At 66.7% G+C, this 21,514-nt stretch carries 14 protein-coding genes and 2 pseudogenes; 9 read left to right on the top strand and 7 right to left on the bottom strand.

The genetic code is table 11. The features are described from left to right. Nucleotides 1–229: 229 nt before the first annotated feature. A complete protein-coding gene (locus VLF18_RS19055; RefSeq protein WP_325281210.1) occupies nucleotides 230–3,232 on the bottom strand; it encodes a S8 family serine peptidase in 3,003 nt (1,000 codons plus the stop codon). 207 nt (nucleotides 3,233–3,439) lie between these two features. After that, nucleotides 3,440–3,649 carry a hypothetical protein gene (locus tag VLF18_RS19050; RefSeq protein ID WP_325281209.1) on the bottom strand — a complete coding sequence of 70 codons (210 nt, stop codon included), beginning with the start codon at nucleotides 3,647–3,649 and terminating at the stop codon, nucleotides 3,440–3,442. A gap of 1,017 nt (nucleotides 3,650–4,666) precedes the next feature. Here VLF18_RS19050 and VLF18_RS19045 point away from each other — a divergent pair. The 3 genes from VLF18_RS19045 to VLF18_RS19035 all read left to right on the top strand — a co-directional run bounded on the left by VLF18_RS19045 (nucleotide 4,667) and on the right by VLF18_RS19035 (nucleotide 9,693). Then, nucleotides 4,667–7,174 (top strand): PKD domain-containing protein, encoded by a 2,508-nt coding sequence (locus tag VLF18_RS19045; protein ID WP_325281208.1) that lies wholly within the window; start codon nucleotides 4,667–4,669, stop codon nucleotides 7,172–7,174. Continuing rightward, nucleotides 7,075–8,196 carry an alpha/beta hydrolase gene (locus VLF18_RS19040; protein WP_325281207.1) on the top strand — a complete coding sequence of 374 codons (1,122 nt, stop codon included), beginning with the start codon at nucleotides 7,075–7,077 and terminating at the stop codon, nucleotides 8,194–8,196. Before VLF18_RS19045 ends, VLF18_RS19040 begins: the two co-directional genes overlap by 100 nt. A 636-nt stretch (nucleotides 8,197–8,832) precedes the next feature. Then, nucleotides 8,833–9,693 (top strand): hypothetical protein, encoded by an 861-nt coding sequence (locus VLF18_RS19035; RefSeq protein WP_325281206.1) that lies wholly within the window; start codon nucleotides 8,833–8,835, stop codon nucleotides 9,691–9,693. Nucleotides 9,694–9,923: 230 nt separating this feature from the next. Here VLF18_RS19035 and VLF18_RS19030 read toward each other — a convergent pair whose 3' ends face one another. Together VLF18_RS19030 and VLF18_RS19025 are read right to left on the bottom strand one after the other, a co-directional pair. Next, a complete protein-coding gene (locus VLF18_RS19030) occupies nucleotides 9,924–10,601 on the bottom strand; it encodes a class I SAM-dependent methyltransferase (RefSeq protein ID WP_325281226.1) in 678 nt (225 codons plus the stop codon). Nucleotides 10,602–10,774: 173 nt separating this feature from the next. Beyond that, nucleotides 10,775–12,370: a phosphatidylinositol-specific phospholipase C domain-containing protein gene (locus tag VLF18_RS19025; RefSeq protein WP_325281205.1), complete on the bottom strand. Its 1,596-nt coding sequence runs from the start codon at nucleotides 12,368–12,370 to the stop codon at nucleotides 10,775–10,777. 647 nt (nucleotides 12,371–13,017) lie between these two features. On the opposite strand from VLF18_RS19025, the gene VLF18_RS19020 reads away from it, so the two are divergent. After that, on the top strand, nucleotides 13,018–13,236 hold the full coding sequence (locus VLF18_RS19020; RefSeq protein ID WP_325281204.1) for a hypothetical protein: 219 nt from the start codon (nucleotides 13,018–13,020) through the stop codon (nucleotides 13,234–13,236). 52 nt (nucleotides 13,237–13,288) lie between these two features. Beyond that, the gene (locus tag VLF18_RS19015; RefSeq protein WP_325281203.1) at nucleotides 13,289–13,594 is read left to right on the top strand and encodes a cupin domain-containing protein; all 306 of its coding nucleotides are present in this window, start codon (nucleotides 13,289–13,291) and stop codon (nucleotides 13,592–13,594) included. 163 nt (nucleotides 13,595–13,757) lie between these two features. Here the strand turns inward: VLF18_RS19015 and VLF18_RS19010 are convergent, their stop codons facing one another. Beyond that, entirely contained in the window at nucleotides 13,758–16,481 is a 2,724-nt protein-coding gene (locus VLF18_RS19010; protein WP_325281202.1) for a hybrid sensor histidine kinase/response regulator, read from the bottom strand. Between VLF18_RS19010 and VLF18_RS19005 the strand changes: the two genes are divergently transcribed. From VLF18_RS19005 to VLF18_RS18995, 3 genes are all read left to right on the top strand, one after another. Further along, nucleotides 16,480–17,409, top strand: coding sequence for a hypothetical protein (locus VLF18_RS19005; protein ID WP_325281201.1), 930 nt, complete (start codon nucleotides 16,480–16,482; stop codon nucleotides 17,407–17,409). The two genes, VLF18_RS19010 and VLF18_RS19005, sit on opposite strands and share 2 nt — an antisense overlap. 83 nt (nucleotides 17,410–17,492) lie before the next feature. After that, complete coding sequence (locus tag VLF18_RS19000; RefSeq protein WP_325281200.1) at nucleotides 17,493–18,224, top strand: hypothetical protein; 732 nt, start codon at nucleotides 17,493–17,495, stop codon at nucleotides 18,222–18,224. 17 nt (nucleotides 18,225–18,241) lie between these two features. Continuing rightward, nucleotides 18,242–19,276 (top strand): alpha/beta hydrolase family protein, encoded by a 1,035-nt coding sequence (locus tag VLF18_RS18995; protein ID WP_325281199.1) that lies wholly within the window; start codon nucleotides 18,242–18,244, stop codon nucleotides 19,274–19,276. 99 nt (nucleotides 19,277–19,375) lie between these two features. Here VLF18_RS18995 and VLF18_RS23195 read toward each other — a convergent pair. Beyond that, a pseudogene (locus VLF18_RS23195) lies at nucleotides 19,376–19,588 on the bottom strand (ECF-type sigma factor); the annotation flags it as partial. Between the two features lie 164 nt (nucleotides 19,589–19,752). Then, nucleotides 19,753–20,772, bottom strand: coding sequence for a catalase (locus VLF18_RS18990; RefSeq protein WP_325281198.1), 1,020 nt, complete (start codon nucleotides 20,770–20,772; stop codon nucleotides 19,753–19,755). 261 nt (nucleotides 20,773–21,033) lie between these two features. Here VLF18_RS18990 and VLF18_RS18985 point away from each other — a divergent pair. After that, a pseudogene (locus VLF18_RS18985) lies at nucleotides 21,034–21,514 on the top strand (hypothetical protein); the annotation flags it as partial.

Raw genomic sequence — 21,514 nt, 5'->3', positions numbered from 1 at the left:
CAGCCGATCAACGTGCTGCGTCGCGCCGAGGCAGTCGACCATCCGCATGGCTGTAGATACCGCTGACTGGGCGGGCGCACCGCGTTTCAATCGACTGCTCGCCATTCGCACACTTTTCAAAAAGCGCGCACGTTGCGCCTGCGGTTGCGTGGGCAACGGAGTGCCCGGCTCGAAAAAAACCGGCGCGGAAAACCCGCGCCGGTTTTGATGTCACGTGATGAAACGCGCGTTACTTGCCGGTGTCCGGACGGCTGCTGCCGACACCCAGCTGGACGGGACCGCTCGTGTTGGTTCCCTGCGCGCGGATGATCCAGTTGCAGAAACCGGGCACGACATTGCCGATGTGCTGCATGTTCAGCGTGCTCAGGTCCGGGGAGGCCGGTACCGATCCGATGCCGCCAATCCAGGAGCGCTGCTGATCGAACGCGCAGGCGTCGGCGGTTGCCGGAAACGTACTCGGCGTGCGCGTGACGAGTGCGATCAGGACGTCGCCGCTGCCCGTCAGCGTGAGGCCGCCCGGTATCGTGATCGTCTGCAGGGCGTCCAGCGGGTTGGCGATGCTCTGCCCAAGCAACGAGCGTCTCAGGGTCGCGCCGTTGGCGGGATCGTTGTCGTTGTCCTGATAGATGAAGACATCGAAGGTCTGTCCCTCCGTGGCGCCCAGCGCATTGAAGACCGTCTGCACGGTATTGAGCGTGAAGGGGTAGTCGGCCGGTTTCGGACTGAACCGGTTCAGCCACAGGAATTCGCACGCCGGCTCGCCGCAGCCCGTCGGGTTCGCGAAGTCGCCGGTGGCGTAGCTGTCGATCTGGAAGCTGCACGCGTCGTCGTGGCAGATAACGGACGGCGGCGACTGATTGATGACGACCGTGATGTGCTGCGGCGGGGACAGGCCGGCGCTCGCGGTCAGCGTGGCCGTGCCGAAGGCCGATTCGGTCAGCTGCGCATTCGGCGTGGCGGTGAACGTGATCGTCTGCGTGGCCCCCGGTGCCAGCGTGAACGTGCCTGGCGTGGCAGTCAGTGCGAACGTCGACGCCGTCGATGACGTGACGGTCCACGTGCCTGCGGTGCCGAGCCGGTTCTTCACCGTACGCGTCCACGAGCAGCCGGTGGTCGCGCAATCCATGTTGCGCAGTGCCGGCACGTTCAGCGTCTTGACGTCGCCGGCCGCTGCCGGGTCTGCCGCAAGGAGGTTGGCGTAGGTCTCGTCCATCGTCAGGCCCGCGAGGGCCGCCTTGGTGAGATCGACGCGGCCGCTGCCGACATCGTCGGCGTTCCACGGCGTCACGCCGTCTTCCTTGACGCCGGTGGCGTTGGTCGCGGTCATCATCAGCGCGGACTTCACCTCCTGCACGGACCAGTCCGGATGCGCCGAACGCACCAGCGCGGCAGCGCCGGTCACGTGCGGGGCGGCCATCGAGGTGCCGCTCATCAGCCCGTAGTTGCCGCTCTGGATGTCGAGCGCCGCAAAGATGTCGACACCCGGCGCGCTGATGTCCGGCTTGGTCGAATCGACCGTCGGTGCTGCGGCCGGGCCGCGGTAGCTGAAGCCGGCAAGCACGTCACCCTGTCTGGCGCCGAGCACGAAGCGCTTGTAGTTGCCGCGTGCCCCAGCCGCTGGTTCGAACGCGTCGGCGAAAATCCGATCGGCTGGCGGATTGGTGGGCGCGATGAACGCGATCAGTGCGTCTCCGGCAGACTGGTCGATGCTGAACGCCGGCACCGCGGGTGCTCCGGTCGTGTCCATCACGATGGCGGCGGGCTGATTGTTGGCGACCAGCACCATTTGGGCGCCCGCATTGAACGCGTTCGTGATTTTCTCGGTGAACGGGCAAGTGCCGCGGCGGACGACCGCGATCGAGCCCTGGAAGTAGTTCGCCGGGAAACCGCCGTCGGCGGTGCATCCGATGAGGTTGGTCGGATAGCTGCGCAGCACTTGGCCCGTCAGGTCGGTCGTCGCGCCCGGGTTCGTCGTGGAGCCCGGCGTGAGCGGAATGCCGACGAGGCCCGGCGGAACCGTGCCCGGGCCCGTCGCGGTCAGTTGCGGTCCGCCCCGTTGATCCTGCGTGGAGGCTGCGACGGTCAACACCCAGGGGCCGAGGTGGTTCACTTTTCCGACCGGCGTCGTATCGGCGGGCTGCGTGTTGCCCGCGGCGGCGACGACGAGTACGTCGGCGTTGACGGCGTCGAGGAACGAGCGATCGTTGTCATTCCACGGATCGGTGCCGCCGGAAATCGAGAAGTTGAGGACATCGACCTGATCGGCGATCGCGTTGTTGATGCCGGCCAGGACGTGCGCATCTGAGCAACTGGTGCCCTGACACACCTCGTAGTGACGGATCGCGGCGCAGGGCGCGACGCCCGACATGGTGGTGCCGTTCGGCAGCGGCGGTGCCGGGTTTGCGGTGTTGTCGAGGGTGTTGCCGGCGACCGTGCTGGACGTGTGTACGCCGTGGCCGACGCCCGGTGTCGCTTCCGGATTGGGACCATTGCAGAACCCGTTCGCGTCGGTCGTGCTGCAGTCGGCTGCGAGCAGCTTCGGGGCGGACGGACGGAAACTGCAGGCCGGGTCGTTCTTGAACGACGGATGGCCGCTGTTGGTACCGGCATCGAGAATGCCGACCACGACGCCCTTGCCTTTCGTGCCGAGTTGGGACGGCGTCGCCGTGCCGTTCCAGATCCGGTCGGCACCGATGAACGCCGGACCCCGATACGTGTCCAACCGCTGCTCGCCCGCCAGACGCACCGACTTCACGCCGGGAACGCTGGCGACGGCCGCGACTTCGCGCTCGTCGAGCATGGCGGCGACACCGTTGAGGGTGACCGCATAGGAATGGGTGGCGGCAAGCGGCCGGTGGAGCGCGTTGCCGATCGCGTCGACGTGGGCGGCGCGCTGTTCGGCGAGGTAGTTCAGATAGGTCTGCGCCGCCGGGGTATGTATGTCGAGTTTGCGCTGGCCGGCCGTGTTCTGCGGCGCCGTCGATGCGATACCCGAAACGCCGCCCGTGTAGTTCAGTACACCGGCTTCAGCGAACGTAATGATGTAGCTCCGGATGCCGGTTGCCGGCCCGGCTCCGGCGTATGGTATCGGCTTGGGTGTGCCGAACTCTGTCGTCGCGAATGCCTTCGTTCCGAACCCCGCCGCATGAGCGGGCGCAGAACTTTGGATTCCTACCCCCATCAGCGCGAAACCGATCGCCGATGTGAGCGTGATGATTGAAGCGTTTCTCATGCAGAACCCCTGAGTTGGATTGACTCTTCAGCAGACAAGAGGAAGCGGACGCACGACTCCTCCGTAGTGCGGTATTCATCGTGCGAAAGACGAATGGCAGAGCCGTCGAGCCGGTCACGTGGAAAACATGTCCCGCAACCGGTCAGCGGTGAGGAGCCGAGCTGGTGCCAGGCGTACGGCGGGCACTGGACATCAGTAACAAAGCGTTCAAAAACCCGGCAAATCTTTTTTAAATTGCCGAGGAACCGGTGCATCGATCGACAAGAACCGGATGCATTCATCTAGATTTTCCTGCGGGCATGTCACGGCATCGCCAAGCGCGTCCGCCGAGCCGATGGCAGCGTTTGTTCGCGGTGCGGGAACGGCGCCGGCGGAATCCGCTACGTTGCGTTCCGTGACATAAGGCATCGGATTCACGTTGATACGTAGCGGTTTCTGATCGAGTCAGAACGCGAGCAGGTGCCTCGTCACGTCGCCGGCACTACGAGCGAAGACGATTCCGCAGCGGCGGCGGCTGGCTATCGAGTTCAAGAAATTCGTCGGCGAATGTAGGAACGGAAGTTCAATCGTGACGACGTCGAAGAACGATGCTCGAAACCGGCCGCCCGTTTGCGAACGCGATAGTGCACGCCGCCCCTGCCGCGCCACGTCGGCATGATGCGTTCCTGATCAACCGCCGGCGCAACGGGGCGCAGCACATTGCGCCGGCAACGCCGCCGGGAGCACCTGCAACGAGGCCTGGTTCATGTCACGTCCGGCCGCGTCCGACGCGCGTGATCATCGCCGCACCGGGTTGTCGTCAGGGACCTGACGGCAGCACTGCGCCGGAACGGCCGGCGCGGAGACCCAGCTCGCTTCCGAGGATTCACGATGCCAACGCAGCGCAGGACGCCTGCCGGACCGGCGCCGTTCTCCGGCATGCCGGCTGCGCCGGTAGGGATGTCGCGATCTCGTTCGTCAAGCTCGCGCACACGACCCGGAGGACGTCGCCACCCTTCCCGCTCCGTCGCGCGGTGTGAGATGCCCCAGGCGCATGCTCTTCGCACGCGGCAGCTGCCGACATCGCGGCAACACCGATCACGACACGACGAGCCGAAACGCGACCGTCATGCCTCAAGGAAGAAGCAGAACCGCATTCAAATCGACAACCGCCCGATGGTCGACTCCATCCGTTCGCTGCGTCGAGTACCGCCTCGACGAATCGGAGCCTTGCGTTCCGCCACACGAAATGAACCCGGCCCGGCTCTCGACGCGGCCGCTTTTTTCTACCGGTTTTCCCTGTATCCGAGGAAAAGATGCCGCCCCGCCGGCGGCCCCGACACGCACGACGGCGCACCGACTGCGCGCATCGTCCTGCCTCATTTCCGACCGTTCCGGTCATTACGCTGCGTTCCGCCCCACCTGTCCAACAACACTCCCGAGAAGACGACAACCATGCACTGTTCCTTCCGATACCCACGCACGTTCGCGCTGCAGTGTCTTTCCGCGATGCTGCCGCTGCTGTCCGTCGCTCCGGCCGCAAACGCGCTGGAGTCGACCGGGTCGATGTCGACCCCGCGCTCCGAACACGGCGCGGCAAGACTTCCCGATGGCCGCGTGCTCGTCGCCGGCGGCTACTCGACCGGCGGCCCCAGCACCGCCAGCGTCGAAATCTACGATCCCGCCAGCGGCACGTTCACGCCGGCCTCGCCGCTCATCGAGGCACGCAGCCCGGGCAGCGTCGCCACGCTCGCCGACGGACGCATTCTCTTCGTCGGCGGCGTGCGCCAGACCACGTCGGGCAGCCTGTTCCTCGGCAACGCGGAAATCTACGATCCGGCCAGCGCGAGCTGGAGCATGGCGGCGGGCTCGCTGACCGGCAACACATCCTCGGCCCGCCTGACCACCATCACGCTGCTCGACGGCAACGTGCTCGTCCTGAACTCGAACAACTCGCAGGTCTTCCATCCGCCCTCCGGCATGTTCAGCCAGGCCATTCCGCTGAGCACGACGCGTTCGGGTTCAGCCGCCGCGCTGCTGCCGGACGGCCGGGTGCTGCTGGCCGGCGGCCAGGACAGCTCGAACACGATCCTCGCGAGCGCGGACATCTGGGATCCCGCGACGAATACGTGGAGCGCCACGGGTTCGATGCTGACGGCACGCCACTCCGCATCGGCTACGCCGCTCGCCGACGGCCGCATCCTGATTGCCGGCGGACAAAACAGCACGGGCAAGCTGAGCGGCGCCGAGCTGTTCGATCCGGCGACGCAGACGTTCTCGGCGACAGGCGCCCTCGCGGGACCGCGCTCCGGTCATACGGCCGTGGCGCTCGCGGACGGCAACGTGCTCGTCGGCGGCGGCTACACAAACACGACGGTGACCAGCAGCGTGGAACGCTATGACGCCGCGTCCGGCACCTGGTCGAGCGCCGGCTCGCTGAACGCCTCGCGCACGCGGTTCTTCTCCGCCACCTTGCTGAATAATGGAAATGTGCTTTTTGCCGGCGGATCCGGCCCGCTCGCGACGGCCGAACTCTACGGCCCGGCCACCGGCAACCAGCCGCCGGCCGCAAACTTCTCGTTCGCGGCGACGCATCTGACCGCAACGTTCACCGACGCGTCGAACGATCCGGACGGCACGATCGCGTCTCGCTTCTGGACCTTCGGCGACGGCACGACGTCGACGGCCGCGAACCCGGTGAAAACCTACGCGAGCAGCGGCACGTACAGCGTCCTGCTGACCGTCACGGACAACGCCGGCACGGCGAACTCGATCTCGAAATGGGTCACCGTCGCCGCGCCGAATGCCGCACCGACCGCAAACTTCGGCTTCGTGACGAACGGCTTCGCCGCGGTGTTCACGGACAGCTCGAGCGACAGCGACGGCAGCATCGTTTCGCGCGCGTGGAATTTCGGCGACGGCACGACGTCGACCGCGACAAGTCCGAGCAAGATGTATGCGGCTTCGGGGACGTACAGCGTTTCGCTGACCGTGACGGACGACCGCGGAGCGACACATACGAAGACCTCGTCGGTCACGATCGCCTCGAACGGCTGCGACGGTACCGTGCTGTGCAACGGCGTCGCCGCGACCGGCCTGTCGGCCGCTGCGGGCGGCGCGACGGCGACGTATACGCTCGTCGTTCCGGCCGGCGCATCGAACCTGCGGTTCGTTACGAGCGGCGGCACGGGCGATGCGGACCTCTACGTCAAGTTCGGTTCCGCGCCGACGACGTCGAGCTATGACTGCCGTCCTTATGTCGGCGGCAACGCGGAAACCTGCAACATCGCGACTGCGCAGGCCGGCACGTACTACGTCGTGCTGCGCGCGTTCTCGGCGTTCTCCGGCGTTTCGCTGACCGGCAGCTACACGATCGGCAGCGGCTCGAACATCGTGCCCACTGCGAATTTCACGTTCGCGACGAATGGACTGACGGCGACGTTCACCGACACGTCGTTCGACAAGGACGGCTCGATCGCTTCGCACGCCTGGAACTTCGGAGACGGCACGTCGTCGACCGCGGCGAATCCGAGCAAGACCTATTCGATTCCCGGCACGTACACCGTGTCGCTGACCGTGACGGACAACGGCGGCGCGATCCAGACCAAGACGCTGCCGGTCGAAGTCTTCTCGGGCGGCTGCGGCGGCACGATCCTCTGCAACGGCGTCGCCGTGACCGGACTGTCGGCCGGCACGGGCCTGCAGACGCAGACCTACCGGCTCGTCGTTCCCGCCGGCGCGACGAACCTGACCTTCGTCACCTCCGGCGGCACGGGCGACGCGGATCTCTTCGTCAAGTTCGGCTCGGCGCCGACGACCTCGAGCTACGACTGCCGCCCGTATATCGGCGGCAACGCCGAGACATGCACGATCGCGAACGTGCAGGCCGGCACGTACTTCGTGATGCTGCGCGCCTACTCGACGTTCTCGGGCGTGTCGCTGACGGGCAGCTACACACCGTAATACCTCCGAAAAGCCCCGGGCGGGGTCGGGTTCAGTTACCGCACGTAATTCAACCCGACCCCGTTGCCTGTTGCCTCGTTCGCCGCAACGCCGAAGAATCGTTCGGACGATTCGTTCCGCTCCGCTCAGCTTGCCATTCGATCGATGAGGCCGATGCCATGGATACTCCGCAACTGGCGCAAATCGAGGTCGCCGGATGTGCGCTCGCGGTGCGTACGGCGGGTGCTCGAACCAACCCGGCGCTGCTGCTGATTCACGGTTTTCCGAGTTCGTCGCTGTCGTTCCGCAATGTGATCGACGCGCTCGCGCGCGACTGCTTCGTGATCGCACCCGACATGCCGGGATCCGGAGACTCCGCGCCGATCGAAAATCCGTCGTTCGCGCGTTTCGCCGACCTCACCGAGGAACTGCTCGCGCGACTGGGCGTGGACGCTTTTCACCTGTATCTCCACGACCATGGCGCCGCGGTCGGACTCCATCTCGCGACACGCGCGCCGGAACGTATTCGAAGCCTCGTCGTCCAGAATGCGAATGCGCACGAAAGCGGCATGGGACCGTCGTGGACGGCAACGCGAAACTACTGGGACGACCCGACGCCGGAACGCGAAAGCGCGGCAACCGCGCACCTCACCTTCGCCGGAACGCGCGACCAGTATGTGGGCGGACTGCCGCCGGACATCGCCGCGCGCATCGATGCCCAGCGGTGGGAACAGGACTGGCAGAACCTGCTGCGTCCCGGCCGGCTCGACACGCAGCGCGCGCTGCTGCTCGACTACCGCAGCCATGTGGCGCGATTCGCGGAAATCGCCGCCTACCTCGAACGCTGGCAACCCCCGGCACTGCTGCTCTGGGGACGCCACGACATCTTCTTCGACCTCGCCGAGACGCTGTCGTGGATGAACGCGCTGCCGCGCATGGAGGCGCATATCCTCGACGGCCCGCATTTTCTGCTCGAAACGCATGCAGCCGAGTGTGCGGCGCTGATGAGGGCGTTCTTCACGAAAGGAGGCGGTTCGCGTTGAAGCGTTGAAGCGTTGCGGGCGCGTCCGCCGTTGCGATGGCGCAATGCGCTGCGCTTGTTGCGCCCTACGTGCTCTTTCGCATCGGCGGCACACGGGCATAGCGTGCGCACGGACGAACCGCGTTGCGCGGGCTTTGCCGCCACTTATCGGTTCGAATCGATTGCAGGACTCTGCGCGACGTTCTTTTTCCACGATGGCGACCTGGCATTCGTCGGAGCCCACACGATTCTCCGCGACTAACGACCCGCGTCGGGCGCTTGTCGCGTCCTACGTTCCGGCCTCGCTTACGCGCGCGCCGCCGGCGGGTCTCACGAGCACGCGTGCATGTTTCTGGTACTGACCAGGGCCTTGCAAATGCGAGCCCGCTTTCCGGCGTTCGGATAGACTCGCCCGACGATGACCCCGACCTTTTCTTCGCGGCGGGCAAGCCGCCCGGCGGCGGCGCTTGCGCGCGCCGTCGCGCGCATGCGCCGCGCACTACCGGCTCTCGCACTGGCGGCACTCTGCGCGTGCTCGAGCGCTCCTGATGGTTTCCAGGCCGTGCCGGCCGCGGATCCGCGCGCACGCAGCGACGAGTGCCCGTCGCTCGAGGGTACGTTCGACCTACTGGGCACGCCGGCAAGTCCTGCGCTGTCGATGTTCGAGCCGCCGAACCTCCATGGGCTTCCGCTCGTCGTGACGTTCGTACGAGGATCGGGCGGAACCGAGGCCTGGTGGGTCGTACCGCGTGCGCCGCTGTTGTCGTTCGCAAAGAAATTGGAAGAGGTCGATCCGCGACGCTATGTGCGCTGGCGCGAGCAGATGCTCACGAAGACATATCCCCGCAAGAACGCGATGACCGACATCGGTGCCTATCTCGCAGCCTTTGCCGACCTGGGCCCGCCCGGCCCGCTGAACGCGCACTACGCTGCGCAACGATGCGACGATCATTGGGCGCTGGTATCCGTCTCGGTCGAGCCTTCTCACAAGGACGGCAGCAACGTCTACACGCTGAACCACGAAGTCTGGCTTGCGCACGACAGCACGGGAGCGCTGCTCGTCAGGCATCTCGCCTATCGAAGGACTGCGCTGCCCTTGCCTCGTGCCCTGCGCAAGAATCGCATTGCCGATTACTCGCGTTTCGAACCGCTCGCTCGCGAAGCGGCGACTCCGCCGACGCCAGCCGACTTGCCGCCGTCGACACGCGCACCGACTTACCGCGCAATGATGTGCGCCGACCGGCCGCTGCGCCTGGCACGATTCTCCAAGCAGTTGCTCGCACGCATTTCACCCGCCATGAAAATCACCCGGTTCGCCGTGCCGACAGCGCCTCTGTCCGACACGGATGGCGACTGCGCCGCAGCGGTCATCGATATCGGTATCGAAGGCGGAGATTCACAAATGCGCACGCATGTCGACGACTGGCTGCGCCTGCAGGATGGCGTCGAACGCATCGACGTACTGGAGAACGGGGCCGGCACGAACGACGTGCGTCGGATTCGCGTCGCGTTTCGCTGACAGACGCTGCGCCCGGTGCCTTTTGCGTCGACCACGTGTCGCGTCCCGCGTCAGGTTGTACGCCACCATCCTCCGACCGTGGCACCGGTCCGTAGGGCGCAATAACCGAAGGGCGTTGCGCCGCATGGCAACAACCGAAGGGCATTGCGCCGCATGGCAATAACCGAAGGGCATTCTCGCGAGTCGCCCGCGCGATGGGGGCTGGCGCAATGCGCTGCGCTCATTGCGCCCTACGTCGGGTTGTATGCGACCCATCCTCTGAACGTGAATGCCGCGTAGAACAGTTCGATGCGCTCGTAGCCGGCTTCGCGCAGCAGCGCTTCGTCGGTGGCGGGATCGAGCGACGGCAGTCGTGCGCTCATCGCTTCGATGGCGTTCTTCGCATTGGCACCGGATAGTCCGGAGGCTGCCGAAAACGCCGCATAGCGATGGAGCCAGCGTTCCTTGTCGCCGGCGGCCTGCGGAAAATTATGGTGTGCGACGACGAGCGGCGCGCCGGGTTTCAGGCGGCGCCGCAGTTCGACGAGGGTGCGCCGGCGCTCGTCGGGATCGAGAAAGTGCAGCGTCAGCAGACAGGTCGCGCCGTCGAACGGCCCTGATGGCGCGCTGTCGATATAGCCTTCGATGAGTTCGGCGCGCGGCGCGAGCGCGCCGAGCGTCGCCGTGGCGAGCTTCAGCATGTCGTGTGACGGATCGACGCCGACGAGGCGCCATTCCGGCTGTGCTTCGGCAAACACCTTCAGTTCGAGTCCGCCACCGGCGCCGAGCACGAGCACCTGGCCATCGTGCGGAACGGCCTCGGCGAGCAGCAGTCGCGTCATCTGCTGCAGGGCGTGAAAGCCGGGCACCTGCCGGGCGGGACGGTCGGCGTAGCCGACGACGGAATGTGGATCGGAGAACGTCGGCAAAGGCGGCATCCGGAGTTTTCGGGGGGATCACCGATCCTAGGACGCTTGTCGAACTCTGGTCAAAGACGCGTCGCGCGGATTGCTATGGGAACGCGAAAACCCCCGGCGTTCGCCGGAGGTTTTCGTTCAGCCGGCTCGCTGGCGGGCCATCGCGGAACGTTTCGCATCGCGCACTACTGCACGCTGACCTCGATGCTGCTCGCATCGTCGTTGAAGCCGCCGAGGCTCGACGCGTCCGCCGTATACGTCCGGTCGTCGCCGCCGAAGTTCGAGTGTTCGTGCAGCGTGATCCTGTAGCCGCTGCCGACGCGCAGCGAGCTGATGCTGTCGTTGTCGAGATTGAGATCGGACAGGTTGTAGCTGCCCGGCCGCAGGATCTGCATGCGGCCGGTGTAGTCGCTGTGCTCGTACACCGCGGCGCCCTGCACGCTGACGACCATGCTCGAAACGCGGTTGTCGAAGTTGTACGTGGACAGCTTCGGCGTGTCGGACGTCAGCACGATCGAGGCGCCGGCTTTCAGACCGTGTTCGTACAGCGTGACCATGAGGCCGTCGGCGATCGAGATCGAGCTCAGCTGATCGTTGCCGATCGACAGCTGCGAGAAGCGCTCGTAGGTGCCGAGTTCGAACGACTTGCGCGCGCCCTTGTAGTCCGGATCGTTGAACAGCGTGACCCCGTCGTTGTTGAGCGCAATCACACGGTCGATGAGCCCGTGCCCCGGGAAATCCGAATACACGATGCCCGCGAACGTGATGTTCGCGTCGTCGAGGTAGTCGTACGTCAGCACGTTGGTTCCCTCGAAATAGATCGAGCATTCGCCGAACAGGCAGTCGAGTCGCGGAAAGTCGGGGTATTTGTTCGGCGAGGTGATCGTGGTCAGGCCCGTCCACAGCCGCGGTGCGCTGGTGCCGGGGCTCGAATGGCCGCTTGCGACGAAGTACGGGAACGAACCGCCGGAGCCGGACAGGAAATTGATATAGAAGCCGCGGCTGCCTTCGGTGCTGGTGTTGGATGCCTGGAACTGCTCCTTGACGTCGACCCACTTGTCATAGAGATCCCAGTTCGTGTCGAGCTCGTATTCGTCCTGGATGTTGGCGCTCGCGTAGTCGATGCCGAATCGCTCGCCGGAGAAGTTCGCGAGGACGACGATCTTGCCGCGCACGTCGCCGAGGCGCGTGTTGCTGCTGCCGGTCGCCAGCTCGCTGCTGGAGTTCTTCCAGAAATAGCTCGCGTACCGCGAGTCGTCGACGTAGGTATCGAGCACGTCCTCGAAGCTCATCGTGCCGTCGTTGCCTTCGGGCTTGAGCCGCATCAGCACGGTTTCGGTCGGATGGTCGGCGAGGAAATCGGTCACGTCGAGCAGCACGTCGTCGAAGTCGAAGCCCGTGTCGATGGACCCGTGGTAGATGTCGAAGTTGTTGTAGGGCGTGCGGCGGCAGCGGATGTCGAGGACGCGGACGCCGGCCAGCAACTGCTGCCGCAACGATTTGTTCTGGGTCATCGCGACGTCCGTGATGACGCCCTGGGTCGCGGTGTAGTCGTCGTCGTTGAGCGCGTAGGTCATGGTGTCGTGCGTGCCCGGCAGCGACAGGTCGGCCAGGCGGCGCTGGTCGGCGACGTTCGCCATCCAGTCGGCATTCTCGTGACTGATGCCCGAGTCGTGGGAATACGCCGAATGATCGTGCGCGAACGTTGCGGCGCAAGGCAGCAGTGACAGCAGCAGAGCGGTACCGAGGATCGTCGTCGGCTTATCGAGTTGACGCTTCATGATTCCTTCCCCTCTTCCGGCATGTGTGGGTGGACGCCGTTCTGCGGTCGTCCATTCGCCGTGTCCCGGCTTGGAAGAAAGCGTGGATTCGCAAAGTGGAGAAAATATGGAAAGCCGATATTTCTTTTCGTGTGATAGGCGGCCGATCGTATTTTCGCTGTCCTGTGCTTTTCGGCATTTTCGACCGGGCTGTATCGGGTCGACGGCCGCGCAGTTCGGCCGTCGGCAAAGCGCGTTCCGGCCCGCGTCGGTCCGGCGCGCCGGGCGTCAAGACGATCCGAGTCTGCGGTGGTCGGCGATCGCGTTTTCGCGGCCCCGGAACACACGTTTTTCGGTCCTTCGCCGGCTGCATCCGCTGCGGACGAACGTTTTTCCGGTTTCGCGCGCCGCGGGGAAGCGCCGGCCGGCCCGGTTACGCGCACGCCGTGACAGGGGCGGAACCGGCGCCGCGGGCTGACTCCCCGTCGACGACGCGGCCGCCCCCGTCCCCCGCCTGACACCGGTAGACGCCCGATTCCGGAGCGCGCGGGCGCCCGACGCCGTTCCGGACTAGGCACGATCCACGCCTGCGGCGACGAAATCGTCACAGATTTCACGCCGCCGACGCGTCTAGGATTGCCCCCGGCGATGACCCGGGGGGGACGGCGATGCCGCACGAGAAATACACCGTATTCCGCAGCCGGCTCGATCAGGAACTCGAGCGCGCGCGGCATGCCGAGCACGAGGCGCGCGGCGCCTTCATCAAGAGCGCGCTCGCCAAGAGCGTGGACACGGCTTCGCTGGACCGCCTTCGCCTGCACTGGGTCAGGGCAGGAGACGAGCTCGACAAGCTGCTGGCCAGCCGCGACCTCGTGTTGAATCCGTAGCAGACCCGCGGCACGGCGCCGTCCGTCACGCGATCCGACGAGGCCGCTTCGCATGCGCACCGGCAATCTCATGGTCGACGCCGAGGTGCCCGCACAGGGCGAACGCTTCGACACGCTGCTCAGTCACCGCAATCTCGTCGTCGAGCGCATCGTCAGTTCCGCCGATACGACGCCCGTGGAATACCTGCAAAGCCAGGACGAATGGGTCGTGCTGCTGACCGGAAGCGCGATGCTCGAACTCGCCGGCGAGGTTCTCGAACTCCACGCCGGCGACTCGGTATTCATCCCCTCGGGAACCCCGCACACGGTCCGGCGCGTGTCGCACGGCGCGCAGTGGCTGGCGGTTCATCTGCACTAGCTCGCTGCGGCGTTCGCGGGGCGAATGCGACCGCGTGGTTGCGGATCGCTCGATGGCTGCATTCTCCGCCGGGGGGTTCTTCGTGGCCAAGAGACGCCGATGCCGCGGTTGGCCTGCGGCTCGCCGCAACCTGCACGTTCCCGACTCCCCCACTCCGCGCCCCTCAATGCCGCACGGCTCCCGCGTGCGCCAATGCGTCTCCGTGCCGATCTTCGCCGGACAGCGCAGGCGCGGTCATCGCGGGCTCGTGCTCACCGAGCGTGAAATAGAACGTCGCGCCTTCGCCCGGCCGCGATTCGGCCCAGATGCGGCCGCGGTGCTTTTCAATGATGCGCTGTGCCGTCGCGAGGCCGAGGCCCGAACCTTCGAATTCTTCCTTGCTGTGCAGGCGCCGGAACACGCCGAACAGCTGGTCGGCGAAGCGCGGTTCGAATCCGACGCCGTTGTCGCGTATCCAGATCGCACCGGCGCCGTGATCGGACGGCGAATATCCGATGCCGATGCAGGCGACCGCCTGTTTCTTTGTGTACTTGATCGCATTCAGCAGCAGATTCGACAGCACGACCTTGAGCAGGCGGCGATCGGCATGCACGAGCGGCAGCGTGCCGACGTTCCACTCGATCCGGCGGCCGGCGAATTCCGGTTCGAGTTCGCCGCGCACTTCCGCGACGAGTTCGCCGAGTTCGATCGTGCACCAGTCGGGTTCCGCGCGCGTCACGCGACCCATCGCGAGCAGCGCGTCCATGAGTTCGTTCATGCGCCGCGCGCCGTCGGCGATGAATTGCAGGTAGACGCGGCCGTCTTCGTCGAAAAGACTGCCGTAGCGGTCCTTCAGGATCCTGCTGAAACCGATCAGATGCCGCACCGGCGCGCGCAGTTCGTGCGACACGGAGAACGAGAAGATTTCGAGATCGCGATTCGCGGCGACGAGCTGCGCGGTCCGTTCCGCGACACGCTGTTCGAGCTGCGCATTCAGCACGGCCAGCGCCGCATCGCGGTCGCGCAGGTCGTCGAGCGTCGCTTCCAGCGCGCGCTTGCGCACGGCGAGATCCTTCGCGAGCGCCGACACGTCGGCCTCGCTGCTCGCGAGTTCGCGCTGGAGAATCTGCCGCGCGTGCGACATCGCGAGCTGATTGGTGACGCGCGCGACGAGTTCGGCGACGAGGAAGGGTTTGGTCAGGAAATCCTGCGCGCCGCTCCGGAGCATGCGGACTTTCAGCTCGTCGTCGGCCTTGGCGGTCAGCAGGATGATCGGAACACTGTCGAATTCCGGCATGCCGCGGATCGCCTGCACGAGTTCGTCGCCGCTCATGTCCGGCATCATCACGTCGCTGAGTATCAGATCGGGCCGCGAGGCGATCGCGACGTCGACGCCCTCGCGTCCCGAGAACGCACCGATCGTGCGCACCGTCGGGGGCAGCGAGTCGCGCACGAAATGATGCATCTCGCGGTTGTCCTCGACGACGAGCACGAGCGGCAGCGTGCGCGCGCCGGCGGCTTCGGCCGCAACCGCATCCTCGCCGCGCGGGCGCGACAGCGGATGCAGGTATTCGTCGATCGAGACCGCGGCCGCCGGCGGCAGCGCGGCGTCGGTGTCGACATCGGATTCCGCGTCGACGATCGCGACCATCGGCAGTTCCATGCGAAACGCCGCGCCGCCGAGCGCGGAATCGCCGACCTCGATGGCGCCGCCCATCAGATCGACGAATTCGCGCACGATCGCGAGGCCGAGGCCGGTGCCGCCGTGGCGCCGCGTCGCGGCGTGCTCGGCCTGCCGGAACGGCTCGAAGATCGCCGAGCGCAATGCCGGCGGCACGCCGGGTCCGGAATCCTCGACGCTGAAGGAACCGCGTCCGGCCTCGCAGCGCAGCTGCAGATGCACGTGTCCGGCATCGGGCGTGAACTTGAATGCGTTCGCGAGCAGGTTCACGAGAATCCGCTGCACCTTCTCGACGTCGGCCTGCACGCGCAGGCTCTCCGGCGTGTCGACGCGAAAATGGATGCCGCGCTCCCTCGCCAGCGAGTCGAAGTAGGCCGCCGTCAGCCGCGTCAGATGGACCATGTCGACCTCGTCGTAGCGCACGGTCATCTTGCCCGCTTCGAGCTTCGCGACATCGAGCAGGTCGTTCACATGACGCAGCAGCGCGCGCGCATTGCGCGCGATGGTTTCGAGCCAGCGGCGCTGCTCGTCGTCGAGTCCGCTGCAGCCGAGCAGCCATTCGACCGGTCCCAGGATCAAGGTCAGCGGCGTGCGCAGTTCGTGGCTGATGTTCGAGAACAGGCGCGTCTTGAGTTCGTCGAGTTCCTTGGTCGCCGAATAGAGCCGCGAGAGTTCGAGGTTCGCCGTTTCGAGCCGCCGGTTCGCCTCCTGGACTTCCGCCGCGCGCTGGAAGATCTCGGCTTCGAACCGGTCGGCGCGCTCGCGCAGCGATTCGGCGAGCTGCGCCTGTTCCCGGCCGTGCTGACGCGCGCGCACGAACTCGGTGACGTCTTCGACGCGGTGGATGATGTAACGGACGGAACCGTCGGCGTCGGGAACCGGCGTGTTCACCGGACTCCAGTAGCGCTCCTCGAACCCGCCGCCTTCGGACTCCGGCTTGCGGATGTCGTACTTCTGCACGGCCATCGCGTCGGCGACGCGATCGGCGAGCACGCGTTCGAGCGACGTGCGCAGATTGCGCGTGCCGCTGGCCTCGGGATCGTCCGGGTTGTCGGGAAAGACCTGAAACAGGTGCCGGCCGAGTATCTCGTCGCGGGACGTCTTCGTCGCGCGCAGGTAGGCATTGCTGACCGCAACGATGTGCAGCGTCGGCGTCAGGATCAGGTACAGGCCCGGCGCACTTTCGAAGATCAGGCGGAAATCCGGCATTGCGCCCGACGTTTCCATGCGATCTCTCCCACCTTTCCGCGGTCGGAAGCGCCTGCCTCGAGCCTTCGGCGAACCGCCCCGGGGCGCTGCTTCGCGTACCGCGCATCAGAGCGCATTTGTCCACTTCGCGTCAATCTGGCGGGGCGCCGAACGGACCGGATTCGACAAGTCGTTCCGCGGAAATGCTGCACCGGGCGCCGGTTGCCGCAGTGCGGCATGCGTGCAAGGATGCTTCCGCTCGAAACTTGACCACGAAAGCGCGGTCGACGACGTCGCGCATGCTGCCGGGACAACCATGTCACTCCATATGAGCGCCGTCTGCATCCGGGGCAGCCACATTTCCCGCATGAGCGACCTGTTGTCGCGGCTCGACTACCGCATCGTCGGATCGCCGCTTGTATGCACCACCGCGGCGGCCGCCGCGACGACGCTGGCCGAACCGACCCGGCACCGCGATGTCGTGCGCAAGGCGGCCTACGAGTCAGACGGCTGGACCTGGCTCCTCGATCCCGAACTCGTCGTGATGACGAGCGACGATGCGCTGAGCGATTTCGCACGGGAACACGCCACGGACATCCTGGCGTGGCTCTGCGAAGGCGCTTCGGGCAGCTACGGCTTCCGCCTGTTCAGCCCCGAGCTTCGCCGCGATGTGCTCGCGGTCGATGGCGCCGCGGAATGCGACACCGGCGATCGCCTCGCCGAAGAACACGACATCGACTGGAGCTACGCCAGCGAGGACGAGATTCTCGAACTGGCGCGACGGCTCGGCGCGCCGTACGACTATCTGTCGACCGACCGGAACTACTTCGTGTACGCACTGGACGAGTCCGGAGCATTTCCGGTCGACACGCACAGCGCGGATCCGCGCGAGTCGCCGTCGCACGCTACCACCGCCGACCGCGAACACAGCAGAACCGCCGCGAAGCCGTGGTGGAAATTCTGGTAACCGCACCAAGCGCGACCGAGGACGAGTCATCGCCCCGGCGACGCGCTTCCCTGCCACATCATCCGAGGATCGAGCGACGCTCCATGAAAACCCTTTCCGCATGGCTACTGCTGTTCGTGTCCCTCGTTGCCTCGTCCGCAGACACGCCGCTGCAATCGCCGGAGGACCTGAGCCGATGGATGACGCATCACTACCGGAATCCCGAGCCGGACCGTTTCGTCGAGGCCGTCCGCCTGATGGCGCGTTCGGGAATGCTCGACAGCGAACGCACGAAGGCGCCGGCCTTCGGCTTCATTGCCGGCATCGTCCGCAAGCATCCGGACCGGCTCGCCGCGTGGGCGAAGCAACTCGCCGATCTGAACGACGTCCAGATGGGCGTCGTCGTTCTCGGAATCTGGTACGCCGACGTTCCGGCGTCGAAGAAAACGGTCAGTGAAATCCTCGCCGCACGGTCTGGGCTGGCAGAGAACATGTCCCTGCTCAGCGAGGGCTCGCCGATGCCGATCACGAAGATTCCGCTCGAACAGGGCGCCTGGACGCTCGACGCGAACTGGGGTGCGTTTCTCGCCTCCGGCGACAGCGAACCGGTCGTGCGCATCATGTCGGCGTTGCCGTGGATCCACGTGAAGGGCGACGTCAACAAGCTTGCGACGGCCAGTGCCGCGCGCTGGTCGCTGACGTCCAACGCCGTGCAGCATGCGCGCGTCTTCGACATCTGCGAGAGCGAGATCGCGAAACAGCCGCCCGAGGTCGCGGCCGAGCTCGAAACGATCGTTGCCGAGGCGAGGAAGCAACGGCAGCCGAAGTCCCTTTGATCCCCCTGTCGACGACGATGACCACGCCTAGCGCCAGATCGCTGCTTCTCGCGACACTCGTCGCAATGGCCGGCTGCGGACGCGAAGCGCCGCCGCCGGAACCGGCCACGACCGTGCCGTCGGCGCCGTCGGCACCGCGCGCCGCCGAGGCGTCGCCACCGACGGCAGCGGCGCCGGCTGCCCTGCCCGCTCATGCGCAATCGCTCAAGGAAGCGCGCGCCGGTTTCCGCACACAACGGGTCCGGCGCTCGTCGACGCGCGAACCGCTGGCCTTTCCGCCGTCGCGGATCTTCCGGACCGTCATGTACGAAGCGCCGGTCGGCAAACTCGCCGCGTTCGTGTCGCCCGATCCGAAGGACGGCAAGAAGCATCCGGCCATCGTCTGGATCACCGGCGGCGACAGCAACTCGCTCGGCGATGTCTGGTCGCCGGCCCCCGCCGACAACGACCAGACCGCAGCGCAGTATCGCGACGCCGGCATCGTCATGATGTTTCCGTCGCTGCGCGGCGGCAACGAGAATCCCGGCGAGAAAGAGGGGTTTCTCGGCGAAGTCGACGACGTGCTGGCCGCCGCCGATTATCTCGCGCGGCTCGACCATGTCGATCCGTCGCGCATCTATCTCGGCGGACACAGTACCGGTGGCACGCTCGCACTGCTGGTCGCCGAATCGTCGGACCGCTTCCGCGCGGTGTTTTCGTTCGGGCCCGTCGATGACGTCGCCGGCTATCCGGACGACTATCTGCCGTTCGACACGCGTCTCGCCGCCGAAATCACCGTGCGCTCGCCGGGCCGATGGCTGTCTTCGGCCGCTTCGCCGACCTTCGTGATCGAGGGCACCGAGCGCGGCAACCTCGACGCGCTGCAGACGATGCGCGCCGCCTCGACGAATCCGCAGATCCGCTTCGTGCCGGTCGACGGCGTCGACCATTTCAGCGTGCTCGCGCCGATGAACCGGTTGATCGCGGCGAAGATCCTCGACGATGTCGGGCCGGTCACGAACCTCGCGTTTCCCGACAGTGTCGTCCGCAAGGCGGTGATGCGCGGGGAGTGAACGCGTCGAGCCGGATCCGTGCCGTCGGCGCCGAGTCCGGCGCGGCCGCGTCGTTCGGGTCGGCGCTGACCGATTCCAGTCCGGACCGGTCAGCGAAACGCGCAGCCGGCCGTCCCCGCGCTCGAGTCGCATCTGCAGCCTCGCGCGATCGAGCAGCATGTGCCGCATGGCCTGTGCCGCGTACGCGAACAACCGGCGCGGCTCGCCGCAGCGGCGTCGTCCGGCGTCGGCGAGTTCGAGGTAGACCTCGTTGACGAGCGGTCGTCTGCCCGGTTTCGGCCCCGTGCGCCGGCGCTCGCTGCGCGCGAGCACTTGCCCGCTGCAGGTACGGCGGCGCGCCCCGGTCGTCGACGCGGCCGCCGGAGGGATATTCGTCCGTGAGCGCGGTATCGGCTCGCTGCAAGCGCGCAGCACTGACTGCAGTCGCGCGGCGTGGTCCGGCACGCGGCGACAGCCGTCGAGGCCGTCGCCGGCCTCTAGCGCCCGCTCGCGCGCAGCGCCGCCATCTGCGCGTAGACGGCGAGCCGCAGCCGGTTGATCGCGCCGAGCGGGCGATGTTCGGCCGAGCAGTGCCAGGGATTGAACGCGAGCCGTTCGGCGAGCGCGTCGCGCTCGGCCGTCGAGAATTCCTGCGGTTCGAGCGTCAGGCGCGCGACCGGTACGAACGGCGCGTCGGCTTCGTCCCACAGCACCGTCGGATCTTCGACCGGCTGCGCCTCGCCCGAGCGCGCCTGCACGGCGAGTTCGAAGACGATCGGTTCGTACGCGAGCACCTCCTGCAGCGCGTCGCGCAGCGCGTGTTCTCCGCCTCCGAGCGGCAGTTCATCGAGCGGCGAAACCGGGCGGAACGTGTACTTCACCGCGCGGCGCGCCGGACCGATGCCCCAGGCATAGGGAACCGTCGACCAGAACTGCGTGCGGTGCAGCGGCAGCAGCGGTTGCCCCGCGGCTGCCGTTGCGATCGCGGCGCCCTTGACGCCGAGCGCCAGCGGCGCGGCGAGGCGCTCCCACCAGTGCGTGCTCAGGCCGCGGCGGATGAAGGTCAGATAGTCGCGCGGATCGGCAATGAAGAAGCGCGGATAGTTGATCGCGATGAAGTCGCACGCGGTCGGGAACTCGGGATCGCTGCGCAAGCGAGGGCCTTTCGGCCCGAGCACCTTGACCGCCATGCCGCGCGCGTCGAGCCGCTGGTCGCTGCGCGGCTTCGGTGAAGAATTGGAAAAGCGCACCCACGCCGCATAGTTGGCGCGCGGCCGGAACACGTCGGTGCGCCAGGCCGGCGGCAGATCGTCGGCCACGGTCAGCGTCGCGTGAACGGCGCCGTGGGCCTTCGGGTGGACGTCACGGCGATAGGGCCCCGCGCCGTCGCGCTCGCGCACGAACGCGGTGATCGCGTCGGCCATTTCCTGCGCGAGCGCGGCTTCGTCGGGGTACGCGATTTCGCCGAGCGCTTCGTCGGGCGGCACGGCGATGTCGAGATTCGTGCGTCGGCTCATGCGGCTCTCTCTCCTGCGACGGTTTGGGCGACTCTGCCAGTCGACGTGTCGTCGACGCGTGGCGAAGGTTTCGCGGTATGCACGGCGAGGCGCCCTGGCTTTTCGTGCGCAAAAAAAGGCGCGCGACGCCGCGCCGGGCGATCTGCATGGCGCCCGTCGCGAAAAGCGCGGAATTCCCGTCTGCCGTACCCGGCATGAACCCTGCCCTGCAGAAACCGATGACGCCGGGCATGGTGCCCGGCGCGCTCACGGGGACTGCTCATGGAACGAACTTACGAAGACCCGATGCTCCGCGTACCGCAACGCGCCGACCTTGCCGCGCCGCCGCTGTCCGCCGTGTCGTGGGGAGCCGTGCTGGCCGGCGCGGCCGGTGCGGCGTCGCTGTCGTTGATCCTCGCGTTTCTCGGTTTCGGACTCGGCATGTCGAGCATCTCGCCGTGGTCCGGCCAAGGTGCCGGCGCCGAAGCGCTCGGCATCGGCTCGATTGCCTGGATCACGCTGACCCAGATCGCGGCGGCCGCGCTCGGCGGCTATCTCGCCGGCCGGCTGCGCACGCGCTGGCTCAGCACGCATGCCGACGAAGTCTATTTCCGCGATACCGCGCATGGCTTCCTCGCATGGTCGATCGCAACCCTCGCGACCGCGGCGCTGCTCGCCTCGGCGATCGGCAACGTCGTTAGCGTCGGCGCAAAGGCCGGCGCCGCAGCAGCCGGCGGCGCGGCGACGGCCGCGACGGCGCTCG

Origin of the sequence: Tahibacter sp. (assembly GCF_035481375.1) — a bacterium.
Taxonomy (GTDB): Bacteria; Pseudomonadota; Gammaproteobacteria; order Xanthomonadales; family Rhodanobacteraceae; genus Tahibacter.
This window is presented reverse-complemented; position numbering and strand designations above follow the sequence as displayed.